At 54.1% G+C, this 18,739-nt stretch carries 14 protein-coding genes; 8 read left to right on the top strand and 6 right to left on the bottom strand.

Annotated features, from left to right (window positions below; genetic code table 11):
* Positions 1–69: 69 nt before the first annotated feature.
* The 5 genes from leuS to lpdA all read left to right on the top strand — a co-directional run bounded on the left by leuS (position 70) and on the right by lpdA (position 7,489).
* Positions 70–2,667: a leucine--tRNA ligase gene (gene leuS / locus SQ11_RS01280; RefSeq protein WP_041512300.1), complete on the top strand. Its 2,598-nt coding sequence runs from the start codon at positions 70–72 to the stop codon at positions 2,665–2,667.
* A gap of 26 nt (positions 2,668–2,693) precedes the next feature.
* On the top strand, positions 2,694–3,191 hold the full coding sequence (gene lptE / locus SQ11_RS01275; protein WP_041512299.1) for an LPS assembly lipoprotein LptE: 498 nt from the start codon (positions 2,694–2,696) through the stop codon (positions 3,189–3,191).
* A 54-nt stretch (positions 3,192–3,245) separates the two neighbouring features.
* The gene (gene holA / locus SQ11_RS01270; RefSeq protein ID WP_041512298.1) at positions 3,246–4,268 is read left to right on the top strand and encodes a DNA polymerase III subunit delta; all 1,023 of its coding nucleotides are present in this window, start codon (positions 3,246–3,248) and stop codon (positions 4,266–4,268) included.
* Between the two features lie 59 nt (positions 4,269–4,327).
* Positions 4,328–5,593, top strand: coding sequence for a glutamate-5-semialdehyde dehydrogenase (locus SQ11_RS01265; protein ID WP_041512297.1), 1,266 nt, complete (start codon positions 4,328–4,330; stop codon positions 5,591–5,593).
* Between the two features lie 78 nt (positions 5,594–5,671).
* On the top strand, positions 5,672–7,489 hold the full coding sequence (gene lpdA, locus SQ11_RS01260; protein WP_041512296.1) for a dihydrolipoyl dehydrogenase: 1,818 nt from the start codon (positions 5,672–5,674) through the stop codon (positions 7,487–7,489).
* Between the two features lie 116 nt (positions 7,490–7,605).
* Here lpdA and SQ11_RS01255 read toward each other — a convergent pair whose 3' ends face one another.
* The gene (locus tag SQ11_RS01255) at positions 7,606–8,256 is read right to left on the bottom strand and encodes a lytic transglycosylase domain-containing protein (protein ID WP_052493912.1); all 651 of its coding nucleotides are present in this window, start codon (positions 8,254–8,256) and stop codon (positions 7,606–7,608) included.
* Positions 8,257–8,640: 384 nt separating this feature from the next.
* Here SQ11_RS01255 and SQ11_RS01250 point away from each other — a divergent pair, with 384 nt between their 5' ends.
* Positions 8,641–9,045 carry a hypothetical protein gene (locus tag SQ11_RS01250; protein ID WP_198140765.1) on the top strand — a complete coding sequence of 135 codons (405 nt, stop codon included), beginning with the start codon at positions 8,641–8,643 and terminating at the stop codon, positions 9,043–9,045.
* Between the two features lie 40 nt (positions 9,046–9,085).
* On the opposite strand, the gene rsmA is transcribed toward SQ11_RS01250, so the two are convergent.
* The 4 genes from rsmA to SQ11_RS01230 all read right to left on the bottom strand — a co-directional run bounded on the left by rsmA (position 9,086) and on the right by SQ11_RS01230 (position 15,382).
* On the bottom strand, positions 9,086–9,868 hold the full coding sequence (rsmA, locus tag SQ11_RS01245) for a 16S rRNA (adenine(1518)-N(6)/adenine(1519)-N(6))-dimethyltransferase RsmA (RefSeq protein WP_041512294.1): 783 nt from the start codon (positions 9,866–9,868) through the stop codon (positions 9,086–9,088).
* A 73-nt stretch (positions 9,869–9,941) separates the two neighbouring features.
* On the bottom strand, positions 9,942–10,940 hold the full coding sequence (gene pdxA / locus SQ11_RS01240) for a 4-hydroxythreonine-4-phosphate dehydrogenase PdxA (protein WP_041512293.1): 999 nt from the start codon (positions 10,938–10,940) through the stop codon (positions 9,942–9,944).
* Positions 10,941–11,009: 69 nt separating this feature from the next.
* Positions 11,010–12,329, bottom strand: coding sequence for a peptidylprolyl isomerase (locus SQ11_RS01235; protein ID WP_041512486.1), 1,320 nt, complete (start codon positions 12,327–12,329; stop codon positions 11,010–11,012).
* A 197-nt stretch (positions 12,330–12,526) separates the two neighbouring features.
* Complete coding sequence (locus SQ11_RS01230) at positions 12,527–15,382, bottom strand: LPS-assembly protein LptD (RefSeq protein WP_041512485.1); 2,856 nt, start codon at positions 15,380–15,382, stop codon at positions 12,527–12,529.
* Between the two features lie 399 nt (positions 15,383–15,781).
* On the opposite strand from SQ11_RS01230, the gene mpl reads away from it, so the two are divergent.
* Complete coding sequence (gene mpl, locus SQ11_RS01220; RefSeq protein ID WP_041512291.1) at positions 15,782–17,146, top strand: UDP-N-acetylmuramate:L-alanyl-gamma-D-glutamyl-meso-diaminopimelate ligase; 1,365 nt, start codon at positions 15,782–15,784, stop codon at positions 17,144–17,146.
* 50 nt (positions 17,147–17,196) lie between these two features.
* On the opposite strand, the gene SQ11_RS01215 is transcribed toward mpl, so the two are convergent.
* On the bottom strand, positions 17,197–17,721 hold the full coding sequence (locus SQ11_RS01215) for a DUF3617 domain-containing protein (RefSeq protein ID WP_041512290.1): 525 nt from the start codon (positions 17,719–17,721) through the stop codon (positions 17,197–17,199).
* Between the two features lie 357 nt (positions 17,722–18,078).
* Here SQ11_RS01215 and SQ11_RS01210 point away from each other — a divergent pair, with 357 nt between their 5' ends.
* A complete protein-coding gene (locus SQ11_RS01210; protein WP_198140764.1) occupies positions 18,079–18,732 on the top strand; it encodes an ankyrin repeat domain-containing protein in 654 nt (217 codons plus the stop codon).
* Positions 18,733–18,739 lie beyond the last annotated feature (7 nt).

Raw genomic sequence — 18,739 nt, 5'->3', positions numbered from 1 at the left:
CCCGGTAAGCGAAGCATCGCGGATTCCGTTCGCGGTATAATCCGGGCTTTATGACAGGGAAGCCGGTTTATGCAGGAAAAATACCATCCCCAGGAAATCGAATCGGAAGCCCAGCGGCATTGGAGAGACAGCGCCGCGTTCAAGGCCGCTGAAATACCTGGCAAGCCGAAATATTATTGCCTGTCGATGTTTCCGTATCCGTCCGGCAAGCTGCACATGGGACACGTGCGCAACTACACTATTGGCGATGTGCTGTCGCGCTATCGCCGCATGCAAGGTTACAACGTCTTGCAGCCCATGGGATGGGATGCCTTCGGTCTGCCCGCGGAGAACGCGGCGATACAAAACAACGTGCCCCCCGCGCAGTGGACGTACGACAATATCGCTTACATGCGCAAGCAGTTGCAGAGTTTGGGGCTGGCTATAGACTGGAGCCGCGAACTTGCCACCTGCGCGCCTGAGTACTATCGCTGGAATCAGTGGCTTTTTCTGCGGATGCTGGAAAAGGGACTGGCTTATAGAACGACCGGTACTGTCAACTGGGACCCCATCGATCAGACGGTGCTTGCCAACGAGCAGGTGATAGACGGGCGCGGCTGGCGCACCGGGGCGCTGGTGGAAAAGCGCGAGATCCCGATGTATTACATGAAGATCACGGCCTATGCCGACGAACTGCTGGAAACATTGAATGTTTTGCCTGGCTGGCCCGAGCGGGTCAAGACCATGCAAGCCAACTGGATCGGAAAGAGTTTTGGGGTCGACGTTATCTTTCCCCCGGACCCCCTTTCCGGCATGCCGCAGGCGCTGAAAGTTTTTACTACCCGTGCCGATACGCTGCTTGGCGCAACTTACGTTGCCGTGGCGGCGGAGCATCCCGTTGCGCTATACGCGGCAAAATGCAATCCAAATCTTGCCGAATTCATCGAAGCATGCAAGCACGGCGCTACGATGGAAGCTGAAGTTGCCATTCAGGAAAAGAAAGGGATGAACACCGGATTATTTGTCGTTCACCCGTTAACCGAGGCAAAGCTGCCGGTATGGATCGCTAATTATGTGCTCATGGGTTACGGCGAAGGGGCGGTAATGGCTGTTCCGGCCCATGATGAACGCGACTTCGAGTTTGCAACAAAATATTCGCTGCCAATCAAGCCGGTAATCAAACCGAGAGACGCCAGTCTGGCAATCCCCCTCACACAGGCGTATGTGGAGCATGGTGTCACTTTTAATTCAGGTGAATTTTCCGGCCTTGAATTCCAGGCGGCGGTGGACGCACTAGCGGCAGCGTTGGAACAAAAGGGATTGGGCGAGAAGCGTGTGCACTATCGCCTGCGCGACTGGGGCATTTCACGCCAACGTTACTGGGGTTGCCCCATTCCTCTGATTTATTGTGACGTATGCGGCGTGATACCGGTTCCGGATGACCAGCTCCCTGTGGTACTTCCGGAGGATCTGGTGCCGGATGGCGCCGGCAATCCGCTGGCAAGAACACCGTCATTTTATGAGTGCTCCTGCCCTCAATGCGGCAAGCCCGCAAGGCGGGAAACGGATACCATGGATACTTTCGTGGATTCCTCCTGGTATTACATCCGCTACGCCTGTGCCGGCCAGGAGACCATGACTGATGCAAGCGTGAACTACTGGCTACCCGTGGATCAATATATCGGTGGCATCGAACACGCTATTTTGCATCTCCTCTACTCCCGCTTCTGGAGCAAAGTCATGCGTGATCTCGGCCTGATAAAGTTCGATGAGCCATTTGCCAACTTGCTGACACAAGGCATGGTACTGAATGAAATCATGTTTCGCAAAACAGAAACCGGACGCCTCACCTATTTCAATCCGGCGGACGTGGATATTCAGACCGATGAGCAAGGCAGGCGCATCGGTGCGCGGCTGCGTGTGGATGGCCAACCGGTTGAGTCGGGCGGTATCGGTACCATGTCGAAATCCAGGAACAATGGTGTTGATCCGCAAAAACTGGTGGAACAATATGGCGCCGATACCGCCCGGTTGTTCATGATGTTCGCCAGTCCCCCGGAACAGACGCTGGAATGGGCGGATACCGGGATGGATGGCGCATTCCGCTTTCTAAAACGATTATGGAAACAAGTGTATGAGCATCTGCGGCAAGATGCGCCGGCGGCCGATCCAATGCAAGCTGGCGAGGTTGACGGAGAACTCAAGGCCTTGCGTTTCCAGTTGCACCAGACCATCGCGAAGGTGGGCGACGACCTGGGCAGGCGCCACACTTTCAATACCGCCATCGCGGCGGTGATGGAATTAATGAACGCTCTCGGCAAGCTGGAAGATTCCAGCCCGGCGGCGCGCAATTTGATGCGGGAATCGCTGGAAAAAATCGTATTGTTGCTGTCGCCCATCGTTCCTCATATCTGTCATGCGCTGTGGCGAGAACTCAAACCCGGAACCGAACTCCTCGATCAACCATGGCCGCAAGCGGATAGCACGGCGCTTGTGCGAGATGAAGTTGAGCTAGTGGTGCAAGTCAACGGTAAACTGCGTGGCCAAATATGCATTAACAGAGATACAAAGCGTGAAGAGATAGAGCGTATCGTTCTGGAAAATAGTCAAGTGCAGAAGTTTATCGCCGGGAAGCCAGTAAAGAAAGTGATACTGGTGCCGGGCAGGCTTGTCAATATCGTTGTGTGAGAAGTCCCACACTTGGAGGTTCAGCCATGAAGAATATTTTGTTGGCCATATTATGTTTCATGCTTTCGGCATGTGGTTTTCAGCTACGCGGCCAAGCCTCTCTACCGTTTCAGACGATTTATATTTCCTTTCCTGTGGGGCATCCCATTGGCATCGATGTCAAGCGCCTTATCCAGGCCGGTACCACTACGCGTGTGGTTGAGAAGGCAAAAGACGCGCAAGCTACGCTGGATATTATCAGTGTAGTGAATGACAAACAAATCATGTCAGTATCGGGAGGCGGAAGGGTGCGCGAGTTCGAATTGCGTTACCGGGTTTCTTTTCGCCTCTACGACGCCAAAGGAGTAGACCTGATTCCCACCAATGAAATTGCCCTGCGTCGCATCATCCCCTTCACGGACGCGCAGGTCGTGGCGAAAGAGGGAGAGGAGGCGATGCTCGTAAGAGAAATGCAAAGTGACTCCGCGGAGCAAATCCTGCGGCGGCTGGAAGCGGTAAAAACGGTACCCGCCAAGTCATCTTGAATCGGGCGCCGCGGTTCAATCATCAGCCACGGATCTAGGATAATAGCTTAAGTCATGCGTATTGGTTCCGAGCAGCTTTCCCGGCATCTTCAGAAACAGCTTGCGCCGCTCTACACGGTATTCGGCGACGAGTTGCTGCTGGCCATCGAGGCGGCCGATTTAATTCGCGCCAGCGCGCGTCAGGCTGGCTATAGCCAGCGGGAGGTTTTCACGGTAGACCATCACTTCAATTGGGCTGAAGTGCGGCAGAGCAGCAGTAATCTTTCACTGTTCGGGGAACGACGTATAATAGAAATACGTATTCCATCCGGTAAACCAGGAATGCAGGGCGGCGGGGCGATAGAAGCGTATTGCCGGTTACTCCCGCCTGATACCATCACGCTTGTCACCTTACCCAAAATTGACAAGCAGGGTTCGGCGGCTAAATGGTTTCAGGCGCTCGAAAAAGCGAGCGTGATGATTCCGGTTTTTCCGGTGGAGCGTAGCCGTTTGCCCGCATGGATTGGTCAGCGGCTTGAAATGCAGGAGCAAAGTGCCGCACCCGAGACATTGCAATTTCTCGCAGACAAAGTGGAGGGCAACCTGCTTGCCGCCCACCAAGAGCTCAAGAAGCTTGCGCTGCTCTACCCGACTGGAATATTGTCTTTCGATCAGGTGAAGGATGCAGTGCTGGACGTGGCGCGTTACGACGTTTTCAAACTGTCAAATGCGATGATGGCGGCAGATACCGTCCGGTATACCCGGATATTGGAAGGCTTGCAGGGCGAGGGTACGGCATTGCCGTTTGTTGTCGCTACACTCGCCGGACAGATCCGCTCGCTGATAACCATTCGTAAAGGGCGGGATTCAGGCAAACCACTCATGCAACTGATGAATCAAGCCAGGGTATGGGGAGATCAACAGAGGGTGGTGGAAAGCGCGATCAACCGCATCAGTGCGGAGCAGTTGGTACAGGCCTTGTTGCATACCGCGAAAATAGACCGGATCAGTAAAGGCGTTGCGCAAGGCGATGCGTGGGATGAGTTGCTGCAACTGGGGTTACGTTTCTTGGCCGGCAAGCGGCACAGCGTTCATTAATTATGCCGGCCTAGATAAGTCACGACTGACTTAATTCATTGTCTAATGGGAAACGGGATATGGATATCATAGACATAAAAACTTATATGCAATCAATAGGGCGCGAAGCCCGTAGCGCATCGCGCCTGATTGCCAGGGCTGAGACAGCGACCAAAAACCGGGCGCTCACCATGATGGCGGGGGCCATCAAACGCGATGAACAACGATTGCTGGCCGCGAACGCCGAGGATGTGGAAAGCGCGAAAGTCAGAGGGCTGGATGCGGCCCTGATTGACCGCCTGACACTCACCCCGAAAGGTATTGCCGGCATGGCGGAAGGGTTGTTGCAAATCGCCGCCCTGGCCGACCCGATCGGGGAAATCAGCGATCTGAGTTTTCGCCCCGCCGGCATACAGGTAGGGAAAATGCGCGTACCCCTTGGGGTGGTTGGCATCATTTACGAAGCGCGTCCTAATGTGACGGCCGACGCCGCGGGCTTATGCCTCAAGGCGGGTAACGCGGCCATACTGCGCGGCGGATCGGAAGCGATTCATAGTAACCAGGCCATCGCGGCATGCGTAAGGGAAGGATTGGAAGCTGCCGGGCTGCCCCAGACCGCCATCCAGGTGATCGAAACCACCGACCGGGCCGCCGTGGGAGAACTCATCACCATGAAAGAGTTCGTCGACGTGATTGTGCCCCGTGGCGGCAAGGGGTTGATCGAGCGTATTTCGGATGAAGCGCGCGTTCCGGTCATCAAGCATCTGCACGGTGTATGCCACGTTTATATAGACGACGGAGCCGATCTGGATAAGGCGATTCGTGTTGCCGACAATGCCAAGACGCAGCGCTACGGCACCTGCAACACCATGGAGACGCTGCTGGTGCATGAAGCCATCGCCAGGGAGGTGCTTCCTCCTTTGTGCAAAATCTATCTGGACAAGGGTGTGGAGCTGCGCGGCGATGCGGCTGCGCGCGCCATCGTCGCGCAAATGAATGAAGCAGTGGAAGAAGATTGGCATACAGAGTATCTCGCGCCGATTCTGAGCGTGCGAGTGGTAAGCGGCCTGGATCAGGCCATGGAGCACATTGCCGTTTACGGCTCGCAGCATACCGATTCAATCATTACCGAGGATTACAGCCGTGCCCGCCGTTTCCTGCGTGAAGTGGATTCCAGTTCGGTGATGGTGAACGCATCCACCCGCTTCGCCGACGGGTTCGAGTATGGTCTCGGTGCGGAAATCGGTATCTCCACCGACAAGATTCATGCACGGGGTCCGGTGGGACTGGAAGGATTGACCAGTCAGAAGTTCATTGTGCTGGGTGACGGACACATCAGGCAATAAACAGATCAGGCATAAATATTTCCAACAAAGAGCGCTACGAGAGACTAAGAAAGCTCGGTTCCTTTTATAAAGTTTGTCATGACTCAGTTGATCGAAATCAAAATCCCCGATATCGGAGACTTCACGGATGTTCCCGTTATCGAACTGCTGGTGAAGCCGGGCGATACGGTGGAAAAGGAAATGTCGCTTATCACGCTGGAAACCGACAAGGCGACGATGGAAATTCCGGCACCTCAAGCGGGCGTTGTGAAGGAAATGAAGGTCAAGATCGGCGATAAGGTTTCGGAGGGGACGACCATAGTGGTGCTGGAAACGGCAACTGAATCGGCTAAAACGGCTGAGCCAGCTTCGCCGGCCAAGCCAATTGAAGCGCCCGTTTCGTCGTCTGCATCGGTTCATGATTCGCCTGCCGGGGTGGCTTCCGCACCTGTGCCCGCCAAGCCGTCTCCCGATATTCCACAGGGCGATATTCATGCCGATGTAGTGGTACTGGGCGCGGGGCCGGGCGGCTACACCGCTGCGTTCCGCGCCGCCGATCTCGGCAGGAAAGTTATTTTGATCGAGCGCTATCCCGCACTCGGCGGTGTATGCCTCAATGTCGGCTGCATTCCCTCCAAGGCACTCCTGCACGTGGCGAAGGTCATCACCGAGGCGGAAGAAACGGAGCGCCAGGGGATCGCTTTCGGCAAGCCCGCCATAGAACTCAATAAGCTGCGGACCTGGAAAGAATCTGTTGTTGGCAAACTTACCAAAGGGCTGACTGGATTGGCGAAGCAGCGCAAGGTGCGAGTAGTACAAGGAACGGGAAAGCTCATCTCGCCGAATATGATTGAGGTGGAGACATCCGATGGCCGGAAAACCGTATCTTTCGAGCATTGCATCATCGCTGCCGGCTCAAGCGTGGCACGCATTCAAGGCTTTCCCTATGATGACCTCCGCCTCATGGATTCGACCGGTGCGCTGAAACTGGAAGATATTCCCAAGCGCATGCTCATTATTGGCGGGGGTATCATCGGCCTGGAAATGGCGACAGTTTATGACGCGCTGGGTAGCAAAATCAGCGTGGTGGAGTTGATGGATCAATTGATCCCCGGCGCGGATGCGGATCTTGTCAAGCCGCTGCACCGGCGCATACAGAAGCGCTACGAAGCCATTTACCTGAAAACCCAGGTCACACGGATCGAGGCGCAAGAGAATGGTTTGAGAGTTACATTTGAAAGTGCATCGGATACCAACCCGGCACCCGAACCGCAAATCTACGATCGCATTCTGATGGCAGTGGGGCGCCGCCCCAACGGCCGCGATATTGGCGCGGGAAGTGCCGGGGTTACTGTGGATGAACGCGGCTATATCCCGGTAAACAAGCAGTTGCGCACCAACGTGCCGCATATTTTCGCTATCGGCGATATTTGCGGCGAGCCCATGCTGGCGCACAAAGCATCGCATGAGGGCAAGCTCGCAGCGGAAATCATTGCGGGCGGGGAACACACCAAGGAAGCGGTATTCGATGCTCGCGCGATTCCATCAGTCGCCTACACCGACCCGGAAATCGCCTGGATGGGCCTCACCGAAACCGAAGCCGGCAAGCAAGGCGTCGAATACGAAAGGGCGGTGTTTCCCTGGGCGGCGAGCGGCCGCGCGATCGCCATGGCGCGCGACGAAGGGTTGACTAAACTGCTGTTGGACAAAAAGACTCGCCGCATTCTCGGTGCGGGCATTGTTGGCGTGAATGCCGGCGAACTGATTGCCGAAACGGTGCTTGGCCTGGAAATGGGGACGGATATGGAAGATATTGGACTTACCATCCACCCGCATCCGACCTTATCCGAAACCGTGTTTTTTGCCGCAGAAATTGCGGAAGGGTCGATTACTGATCTGTATATGCCGAAGAAATGAGGCTAATCCCGAGCGATGGGCTCCCTGAGCCGTAAACCTTTATTCCCGGTTATTCGCTGGCCAAAGCCGGCTATCCTTGATTGCTTCTCGCAGCCTCGCCGTTAATTTCCCGTACTTTAGATTCCTCGCCGTACGGGAGGCACCTTCAGACTGACCTGATATTTGCGGTAGAGATCCAGTACTTTCGGTACATACATCCGGGTTTCTTGAAACGGCGGAATCTGATTTCCATATTTGACGACATTGTTCTCCCCCGCATTGTAAGCAGCCAGCGCCAAGCTTACATTGCCGTTGAACATTTTCAGCAAGTCGCTCAGATATCGGCTACCGGCGTGAAGATTCTGCACCGGATCAAAACTGTCGGTGGCGCCATATCGCCGCGCAGTATCCGGCATGAGTTGCATCAGACCTGCCGCACCTTTTTTCGACACTGCCGTGGCATTGTAAGCCGATTCCGCGGAAACCACGGCATGCACCAGCGCACTTTCCAATGCGTAAGTCCTGGCGATCTGCTCGATGATGGCGCCATATTGAACCCTGGCCAGCTTGCCGGACCGCCTGTCACGGGTGCCGGGAATTGTTTTCCTGGCCACGGCGTCGTGAGCCGCCGCAAATGGAACATAGCGTTTATCCGTGGGTACATTGCTGAAATGCGCGACCCCGTTCTCGTCGGTAAACCAGTAGATAGTGGCGTTGGCCGGCTGGGCGGCCAGACCATATGCCAGTAAGGCCGTCATTATGAATGAGCGTGGCGAAAAAAAATTCATGATCCTGCCTGGTGGAAAGAGGATTTCGTTCTCTTGCTTTTTCTCATTTGATTCAGGGAAATTATACCTATCGTCGCGGAGCGGCCAAACTGACTATTTATGAGATTGTATTGACTTAACGGCAGAAACTGCTGTTTGCTCAAGTGATCCGCAATTATCGTCCCGCGTCGCCAGTCGTTTTCCTGCCCGAAGGTTCCGCTCCATTGATACGAGCGCCAACGGCCCAGCCTTCGATGTTTGATGAAAATTTCTGCCGGATTCAAGTATGGGGTAATATTGTTTCAATTTGAGTATGAGACCCTATTATTTCAACGGTTAGTAAAAAATCCAGGCCGCGTCAGGAGGCCATTGCACATTCATTTACGGATAAGAGAGGCTAACATCATGCTGCACAGGGTACTGGTAACCTTTATTTATGCCTGGGCGCTGCTTATGATGTCGGGATGCTCTGTCTTTATGGCGGCTAACCAGCCAGCCAGCAAGAACCTGGAGCTGTTCTCGGTAGGAACACCCAGAGATATGCTCCTGGCCGAGTATGGTCTGCCATCCGTAAGCGAAACGAAGGACGGCAAAAGACGCGAGATCTTTACGTTCAAGCAAGGTTACAGTACGGCAGCAAAAACCGGCAGGGCTGTTTTTCATGGTGTTGCCGACTTTTTTACGCTTGGTTTGTGGGAAGTGGTGGGTACGCCTACCGAATTGGTTTTTCAAGGAGAGGAGATGGCATTCGACGTTAGTTATGACGAGAATGATCGAGTCGACAAGGTAACCGTATTGAAGAAAAAATGAGATACGGCTGCCCTCGGCTTTCCGTAAGCCGGAACCTGTATCATGGAGGAAGCTGCTGCTCACCTAAGTAATCCGCAATCGTGGCAAACTGCGCCACCGACAAGTTCTCCGCCCGCTTGCCCGGGTCGATTTCCAGCGCCGTATAGTCCTCCGGTTTGAGATACCCGTGCAATGTATTGCGCAGGGTCTTACGCCGTTGCGAGAATGCGGCGGAGACGATTCCGGCAAATACATTCTCCTTGTCTGCCTCAATTAACGGTTGCCTGCGCGGAATCATGCGCACAATCGCCGACTCCACTTTTGGCGCAGGCCGGAAACAATCCGGCGAGACCACGAAGAGCCGTTCCATTTCAAAGCGGTATTGCAGCATGACCGAAAGCCGCCCGTAATCCGAAGTGGAAGGTTGAGCTACCATACGTGCCACCACCTCCTTTTGCAGCATGAAATGCATATCCCGGATACTGTCCGCAAATTGAGCCAAATGGAACAGGATGGGTGTGGAAATATTGTAGGGCAGGTTACCTACCACCCGAAGATTTTTTCCTAGTGCCTGAAAATCGAATTCCAGGGCATCGGCCGAATGTATTGTCAGGTACCGTTCCGAAAATTCGCGATGCAAGCGTTCGACAATATTACGATCGATTTCCACCGCATGCAGGTGATCGAGCGATTGCAGCAAGGGTCGCGTCAGAGCCCCCAGACCGGGCCCGATTTCCACCAGAAGGTCGTCCCTGCCCGGATGAATGGCGTCAACGATATCCGCTACGATCTTGGAATCAATCAGAAAATTCTGGCCGAAACGCTTACGGGGAATGTGTTGCATGAGTCCAATCCGTCAACCGGTGTCGCGGAAATCCGGTGAGTTAATTTGTGGTAAGGCGCCAATCTTTTTTGAACTATTTCCGGTGGCAGGCCAGTGTCGCCGCTATGTCGATTGCCGCCAGCAAACTGCCGGGATCGGCTCGGCCGGTTGCCGCCAAATCCAGGGCGGTGCCATGATCCACCGATGTACGAATAATAGGCAATCCCAATGTAATGTTCACGCCTGCGCCAAAACTGGCATGTTTCAGCACAGGCAGTCCCTGATCATGATACATGGCAAAAATACAGTCGTAATGCTTCAGGCATGAGGGATTGAACAGGGTATCGGCGGGCAGCGGGCCAATTAGATCGATGCCTTCGCCGCGCAGTTTTTCCAGCGAAGGGATGATGATATCTATTTCTTCCCTGCCGAGATGGCCGGATTCTCCGGCATGGGGATTTAATCCCGCCACGGCGATGCGGGGACGCGCGATGGCGAAGCGCGCAATCAGGTCGTGATGAATAATCCGCAGCTTCTGCTCCAGCATTTCGCGGGTGATAGCCGCCGCAACATCTTTCAGCGGTAGATGGGTGGTGGCAAGCGTTACCCGCATTCCGCCGCCGACCAGCATCATGACTACCGGACTGTTTGTGAGTTGGGACAGGAATTCCGTATGACCGGTAAAGATGATGCCGGCGTCGTTAATGATGCCTTTATGAACCGGTGCGGTGACCATGGCATCGAATTCACGCTTCATGCATCCATCAACAGCGCGTTCCAGCGTGTGCAGAACATAGCGCGCATTGGCTGGATCAAGCTTCCCCGGAATAGCCGATTCGGCCAGCGGCACATGCAGTACATGCAAGCTGCCGGTATTATGTTCGATCTCAGCAACTGGGGAGTAGTCCGCTATTTCGAGCGGAAGCCGTAATAATCGCGCTCGTTCCCGCAGCAATTCACGGTCGGCGATGACAACCAGCCTCCATGGCAGATCCTGCTGAGCGATCTGCACGCACAAATCAGGGCCGATCCCGGCAGGTTCGCCTGCGGTGACGGCCAATATCGGGATTGCAGGGAATCCAGGAGAAGTCATGAGGCCACCGGAAGAAAGCCGCTTCTTGCATTCGCGATGTCGCGCGAGACCGATCGCAGCGTCTCGATACTAACCTTCCTCCAGCCGGTATTCGACGTAAGCCCGATCACGCAATCGTTGCACCCAGTCCTGGAAGGCCGCGTCAGCTTTACGTGCACGGATCGCCTGGCGGGCCGTTTGCCGTTGCCGTTCCTTGCTCATGTCCTGGGAACGGCGTTCCATTACCTGAATCAGGTGCCAGCCGAATGGGGACTGTATCGGTCCGCTGATTTCGCCATCCTTAAGTGCGCTCATGGCGTGCTCGAATTCCGGCACGGTATCGCCGGGCGAAACCCAGCCCAGATCACCTCCTGATGCGGCACTGGCATCTTCAGAGTGCAGTTTTGCCAGTTCGTCAAATTTGCCACCGTTGTCCAGACGTTCTTTCAAGTCGGTTATGCGGCGCCGGGCATCGCCTTCAGACGTAAGTTCATTGATTTTTATCAGAATATGGCGGGCATGAGTCTGATCCACCATTGTTACGGCTTCGTTTTGATTGCGCCGGCCGACCAGCTTGAGGATATGAAAGCCGTTGGGGCTTTGAATGATGGAAGATAACTCGCCGGGTTTCATTGGCGTGATGTATTCGGCGAACCTCTTTGTCAGCTGGCCGGCGGGACGCCAGTCCAGCAAGCCACCTTGCGCGGCGTCGGCGGCATCGGAGAATTCGGCCGCAACCTTGGCAAACTCGGCACCATTTTTTAATTGAGTCATGGCAGCATCTGCTCGCTGCCGCATGGCCTCGATTTTTATGGCATCCGGCTGTTCCGGCAATTGGATCAGAATGTGTGCAATCTGGTATTCGTAGTTGCCATCCCCCGAGTTTTCCTGCGTATGCAAGAAATTATCCACCTCGCCTTCAGTTACACTTATCCGGTTGTTTACCTCGCGTTCTTTCAGCCGTACCAAGATAATTTCGTCACGAATCTCGTCACGGAATTTGTTGAAGCTGATCCCATCCTGCTCGAGCGCGCTGTGGAACTCCGACAAAGACAATTTATTCTCCTGGGCGATGCGGCGGATAGTCTGGTCGAGTTCGGTATCGCTGACGGTCAGGCCCGTTTCTTTCGCAAGTTGTAGCTGTACGCGATTGACGATGATGCGCTCCAGCATCTGCTTCTCCATTACCGCTGGCGAGGGTGCCTGCATCCCCTGTTTTTGCATTTGTTTAACGGCGACTTTAAGCATCTCATCCAGTTCGTGACGTGTAATAACATTCTCGTTCACAACCGCGACGATATGGTCTATAGTTTGAATACCGCTGGAATGGGCGGGCTGTTGAGCAATAGCGATTCCGGCTGCGAGCATAGCCAGCAAAACAGGGGGACGTAACAAAAATTTCGTGCCCATGCGAATAAGCATATCAACCAAAATCTGGTGGTTGTAGCGTACTCACCATGAAGGTGAAGGTCAAGTGGCGCAAGAAGCCTTTGTAGATCATAGCGCTAAACTGGAGATAAGCAGCCCACTGCCGGATTTAGGTTCACTGATTGCAGAGCGGGGAAATCCTGGCGATCCCGCAAGCCTTCGCAATTTATAATACGGACCTATGGACCCTCCACTGTGCCGCTCCCCTGGCTGCCGGTCCTGGTGTATCCAGGGATACTACGCTGCAATACCTGTAGCGGGTTTGATCCGATCTGCATCAGGCCATTCAACTCAAGTTGCAAGAATGCCGCAGTGGTTGTTCTCTGTGTGGCAAGAGTCAGATGCTGGACCACGAACCGCAACGACCAGCAGCAGGCATTATACTCAAGTCCCGCCAGCCCTTCCAGAATCTTCTGATCTTCTAACGAGTAATTCAGCCGTGCCACAGTCTGCCATCTTTCCGACCATCGCCACTGCGACGACGCATCGACCTGGTGCAACACATCGCGAGTGAACCGGTAGCCAAAATTTATCACCCTGCCGGGCTCGGGGCGGTAGCTCAAACCTGAGCGCACCACATCAGCCATCAGTCGGGTGTGGTCAAATTGCACGCTGGTATCGGTGCTTATCGTGGGTGTGATAAATCCCGTGATCGCGGCGATAAAATCCGGTCTTCTGTTGATTGTCGAGGGCGCATCCAGAGTGATGCGGCGATCTATAAAGCTTACTTGATGACCCACGGCGAGCCGCAAACGCTCTTTACCGGTATCCGCCTCTATCAGACGGGATGTGAGCGCGAAGGTCAGCTGATTTGCGTCGTTGATACGGTCGCTGCCACTAAAGCGATTTTCGGTTAAGATCTGGGCAAAACTGAAATCCGTCTTGGCGGAGTCGAAGTTGGGCAGAAAATTTTGGTCACGGAACGGCACATAAACATAAAAGAGCCGTGGCTCAAGGGTCTGAGTGAACCGCTCTCCACGCAGCTCCGTTTTGCGATCAAACACAACGCTGCTATCCACGCTGAACAGGGGCAGGGTACGAGAGAGATTTGTATCCTGTGGTCCCGAGGGTGAGACAGGGGACTCCAGATTATACGTCGTGTGGTGGAGGCCAACCTTTGGCGTGATATAGCCAAATGCGCTGCGCATAGGGTAGCTTACGCTGGGAAAGAAGGTGGCACGTTGGCCGCTTACCAGAGTAGGATGCGAAAAATTCGTCCAGCTGCTGACAAGATTGAAATCCAAGCCGAGAACATCGGCTTTATTGGCGGTAAGCGTGACCTGCGGTAGTCGCTTGTAAGGAGCCACAACCGGATTCAACGGATCCTGGATAGTCTGAAATTGCTGTACGAGTGAAGTGACATTCAGGGTGCCGTTGTCTCCCAGATTGCGATTGTAGGCGACCAGACCCTGCTGCAACAGATTGGTTCGGGAAGTCAGGTTCATGGTATTACCGAGATCGCGGAAGTAAGTGTCGTCGGATACCCGGTTGTAGTCCAGGCGGCTGAACCAATGTTTACCAAAGGTCTGATTATGCCCAAACGCCACCCGATAGCGGGTTTCCTTGGTGTCCAGGTCGCTTGGCAATACCTCGGCAATCAGGTTGCCATTTAAATTGGTTCCCAGATAGCGGAACTCGCTGTTCAACGCGACACCACGCCGCGACATCGCACGTGTAGAAATCGTTGCATCAACGTTGGGTGCGATGTTCCAGTAAAACGGGACCGTAAGTTCTATACCAGTCCGGACATTGTAACCATACAGGGGGGCCAGAAGCCCCGTCTTGCGCTTGCCGCTGAATGAGAAGTTCATCCAGGGCGTATACAGGATTGGGGTATCCTTGAATGTCAGCTTCACTTTTCGGGCGGTGCCCTCTTTCTTTGCGTTGTCGATTTCAGCGTCGTCGACTTGCAGATACCAATCATCATCTCCAGCCGGACATGTTGTATAAGTCGCCTGCCGAAGCCGATATTGGTTCTCACCTTCAAACAGCAGCATATTGGCCTTGCCTCGGCTGCTCGCATCTTTTAAACGATAACTGGGTTCACTCAGTTGCCCGGTTTTGTCCGCCAGATTGAATTTGAGTTGCGAACCCTCCAATATATCTCCCCGTTGTTCCACACGCACACCGCCCTGCGCCTCCGCTATATCCGTATCCTGGTGGTATTTCATTCGATCCGCCGAGATAAACTGGTCTCCGTTAAACAGTTCGGCCCTTCCAATTGCATCCATCTCCTTTCCAGTGTGGCCCTCCAGGCGATCCGCCGAGACAAACACAGGCCGGGCTTTTTTCTGTTCCGGCTTGGTGGTTGGGACAGGTAATTTATCTCCATCTTTCAGCGTCACCAATCGCGGCTCATCGCCCGGCGCCACCGCGCCGCCGAGACGCAGCCGGGTATCGCCTTCCTGTTCAAGATGTCCCCAGATTTGCTCAGTTCCGATGATTATGGGTTTATTTTTACTTGGTTCCACTCCTATGCCCGGCATTGCCAGCCTGTTTTCATCCTTCAATGGAGGTGCCGGCGTGGATGGGAAGGTAGGTGCAGCTCCGGTTTGGCTGCCTTGGGCACCACTCCGCAGCTGGGCCTCGCCCTCCCGTTCAAGATGCCCCGGCAGGTGCTCGATTCCGGCCAATACAGGCGTGTCGTCCTTGTTTTCCGCTGCGGTGACAGGCAGTCCCGAAGTGGGCCCGTCCTTTGTAACCGGCGATAGTGTATAGTTCTGCTGCGGCTTCAATGGTGCGCTGTCTGGTGCACTGCCGGGCTGTTTGACGGGGACATTATTTTGATCGGCTGAGACGACAGGGCCGCGGCGCAACTCAGTCTCGCCCCTCGCTTCGATTTCATATTCATGATGACCTTGTATGCGCTCCGCATCGATGAATACGGGTTTGTTATCCTTCTCCGCCTGGGCGGCAGGGTCCGCTTGCTTGCTCTTGTCTTTCGATACGGATGACGGCGTGTCGGCAAGTGCATTGAATACAAGGCAGAATAAACAGGCAGACCAGCGGATGGAGCGGGAAAAACGCGATTTCATGTGTGAATGTTCATCCTGAAATGGCATCTTGACACGGATGAGTTACCATTTCCGGATTTATAAATCTCGCATCATAGTATGAGGGGCGCGACAACACGCTGCCTAGTGAGGTCGGGATCGGGTTATGAGAATCGAGGAAGCTTCGCATTAGGCCCCATTGCTTAGCTGGCCTTGATGATGCATGAACGCAGGGCGGCAAAAACCGTAAGTGTAACAAAAAATGGAGCACAACCTATCGCATGCTTGCGTATAGGCGCCAGGGAATCTCTGAGCAGGTTCGTTTCCCGCATCGCGCTCCAATTTGGCCCACTGGCCGGTTCCGGTGCAATAGTTGGTAAAAACCGCAATTTAGCTTGGCGCCATAGCTGCCATAATTCATTCATATTCGGGAGTTGAGCTTTGCATATCCATATTCTCGGCATCTGCGGCACGTTCATGGGCGGGATCGCGGCGATCGCACGCGAAGCGGGTCACAAGGTGAGCGGCTGCGACGAAGGCGTTTATCCACCCATGAGTACGCAATTGGAGTCTCAGGGGATAGCGCTGATAGAAGGATTCTCTCCGGAACAAACCAGGCTGAATCCCGATTTGTTCGTCATCGGTAATGTGGTAGCCCGCGGCAACCCACTCATTGAGGAAATCCTCAACCGCAGCCTTCCCTATATTTCCGGCCCCCAATGGTTATCTGAAAATATATTGCGCGACAAATGGGTTCTGGCAGTAGCAGGGACCCATGGCAAGACTACGACCAGTTCGATGCTGGCTTGGATACTCGAATATGCCGGGATGGAGCCAGGATTCCTGATTGGAGGCATACCGCGGAACTTTGGGTTGTCGGCCAGACTTGGCGGTTCGCCTTTCTTTGTCATCGAAGCGGATGAATATGACACCGCCTTTTTCGACAAGCGTTCCAAGTTTGTTCACTTCCGCCCCAGAACCGCGATTCTCAATAACTTGGAGTTCGATCACGCCGATATATTTGCGGACCTTGCAGCAATCGAGCAACAGTTTCACCATTTCGTACGCGTAATTCCCGGTAATGGCCTTATCGTCAGCAACGGGAAGGAGAACAGTCTGGAGCGTGTATTGACCAAGGGATGCTGGACGCCGGTAGAACGGTTAGGCGTGGCCGATGGCTGGCAGGCGGGGATGCTGGTCGACGGCGGGGTTGCGATTCATTTCATGGGTGAGGCTCAGGGGACATTGTATTGGGAGTTGCTGGGGGAACATAACCGCATGAATGCATTGGCTGCGCTGGCCGCAGCTCGTCATGCCGGCGTGCCGGTAAACATGGCTATCGCCGCACTGACACAGTTCAAAAATGTGAAACGCCGCATGGAAGTACGTGGTGAAATCAATGGCATTACGGTATATGACGATTTTGCCCATCATCCTACCGCCATCCGGACCACCCTTGAGGGCCTACGCGACACGGTACGTGGAACACGCATCATCGCCGTGCTTGAGCCCCGTTCCAACACCATGAAAATGGGCATATGGAAAGACAGCCTCGCGGATAGCCTTGCGGTGGCTGATCTGGTGTTTTGCTATACCGCCAACCTGGGATGGAACGCGCAAGCGGCACTGAGCGGCATGGGCAACCGGGCGGTAAGCCATGACAATCTGGAGCGGCTAATCGCAGCCGTCGCGGGTGCAGTTCATTCCGGCGACCATGTTCTCATCATGAGTAACGGCGGTTTCGGCGGTATCCATGAAAAGTTGCTCAAGGCGATAGGTGAAACCATCAAGAATCAACAGCGATGATGTCTTGGCGGTATGGCAAGGGGGCGCGAAGTGACAGTTACGGATAGAAATCATCGTGATGGCTTCACTGTTTCGCAGCTTGCATTGATCCATCGGCCGCTTGTATCCGCGTGCTCATTGACGGGACGATCTTGTACGGTACCCTTGAATATTGTCCATCCGGAGAAACTTTCGGGAGTCGTAAATGTGCCCTCGGCTCTCCCACTGCCTTTTAATTGAGGATTTGTGCAGACGAGATCCATCGTGTAGCTGTTTTCTGTCCGGATCGCGTTTTTAACACTGCATCCCATTTGATTTTGATGAAAGTAGGATGGAATTTTCTCATCCGCCATTTGTTGGGTGATGCAAACCCTGGACGTTGCGGCTCCATTTTGGACCTGGGGCATCTCCAATCCGTATTGCTTGGCCAGATTTGTCAATTGTTGCATTTGGTCAGGCGGAATCTGAGGCACCAGAGCCAGCAACATCGACGTTGTCGTGACCTCCCACAATCCCGGACGTATGTTGTTTTCGGCTGCGCCTCCCGTTGCGGGAGCTACGGACAGCAGGAATAGCGGTAAAAGCATTTTTCGCATCGAATCTCCTGAAAACGGCAGCAAATAACTTTCAAAGTGAATGGATCAGAGAAGTCTCGCGCGGGATTTCCCCGCTTTGGGCTCACAAAAAGCTGTAGCCAATGGAGCAACTACAACTATTGGTCTTTATCGTCGGAATTTGTCTTAACCAGTCAATTTCTCGCTTCGATTCGTCAAGTCCGGCAGACTTTTGCGTATTACCGCTTGAACTTAAGTTTTGATCAACGTAATCTGAGATGGTTCGCGTTAAAAGCGGCGTATTTACATATGTATACGTGCGGGAACCGCGACGAAATTAACGCAGTTGCCATTTTTATTAGAACCGGGATCGATTATGTTATGGAAAGGAGAATTGAAATGATCGCGTTGCGGAAATATAGGCATATTTTAAGCATGCTCTTATTCTGCACCTCAGCGAGCACATGGGCAAGCATGGGCGATAGCGAGCTCGTCACTGCCGCTGAAAAGGGTAATCTTTCCCGTGTCAAGGCGCTGCTTGCGGCTAAAGCCGATGTGAACGCCAAGGCGGATAATGGCGCTACCGCATTGATAGTAGCATCGCAGAATGGTTACGAAGAAGTGGTGCAAGTGTTGATAGAAGCCAGGGCGGACATAAACGCGAAGACAAGCAACGGCACCACCGCATTGATGCAGGCGGTGCAGAAAGGGCACAGGGAGGTCGCGCGGGAGTTGCTTGTTGCTAAAGCTGATGTGAATGTAAGGAGGGGCGATGGCGTCACGGTGTTGATGCAGGCTTCGCAGGAGGGACAGCGTCAGATAGTACAAATGCTGCTTGCCGCCGGGGCTGATGTGAATGCCCGGCTGGACAATGGCGCAACCGCGTTGATGCTGGCCTCGCAAATGGGCCATGCGGGAGTGATACAGGCACTGCTCGCCGCCAAGGCAGATGTGAATGCCAAAGCAGGAAATGGTGTTACAGCGCTGATGCTGGCGTCGAAGTATCGTCGCGAGGACGTAGTAAAACTTCTTCAGGAGGCGGGTGCCAAATAACAACGCA

This window comes from Nitrosospira sp. NpAV (genome assembly GCF_000832065.1).
In the GTDB taxonomy this organism is placed as follows: Bacteria; Pseudomonadota; Gammaproteobacteria; order Burkholderiales; family Nitrosomonadaceae; genus Nitrosospira.
Note: the sequence above shows the minus strand (reverse complement) of the source record. Positions and strands in the feature narration are given on the sequence as shown.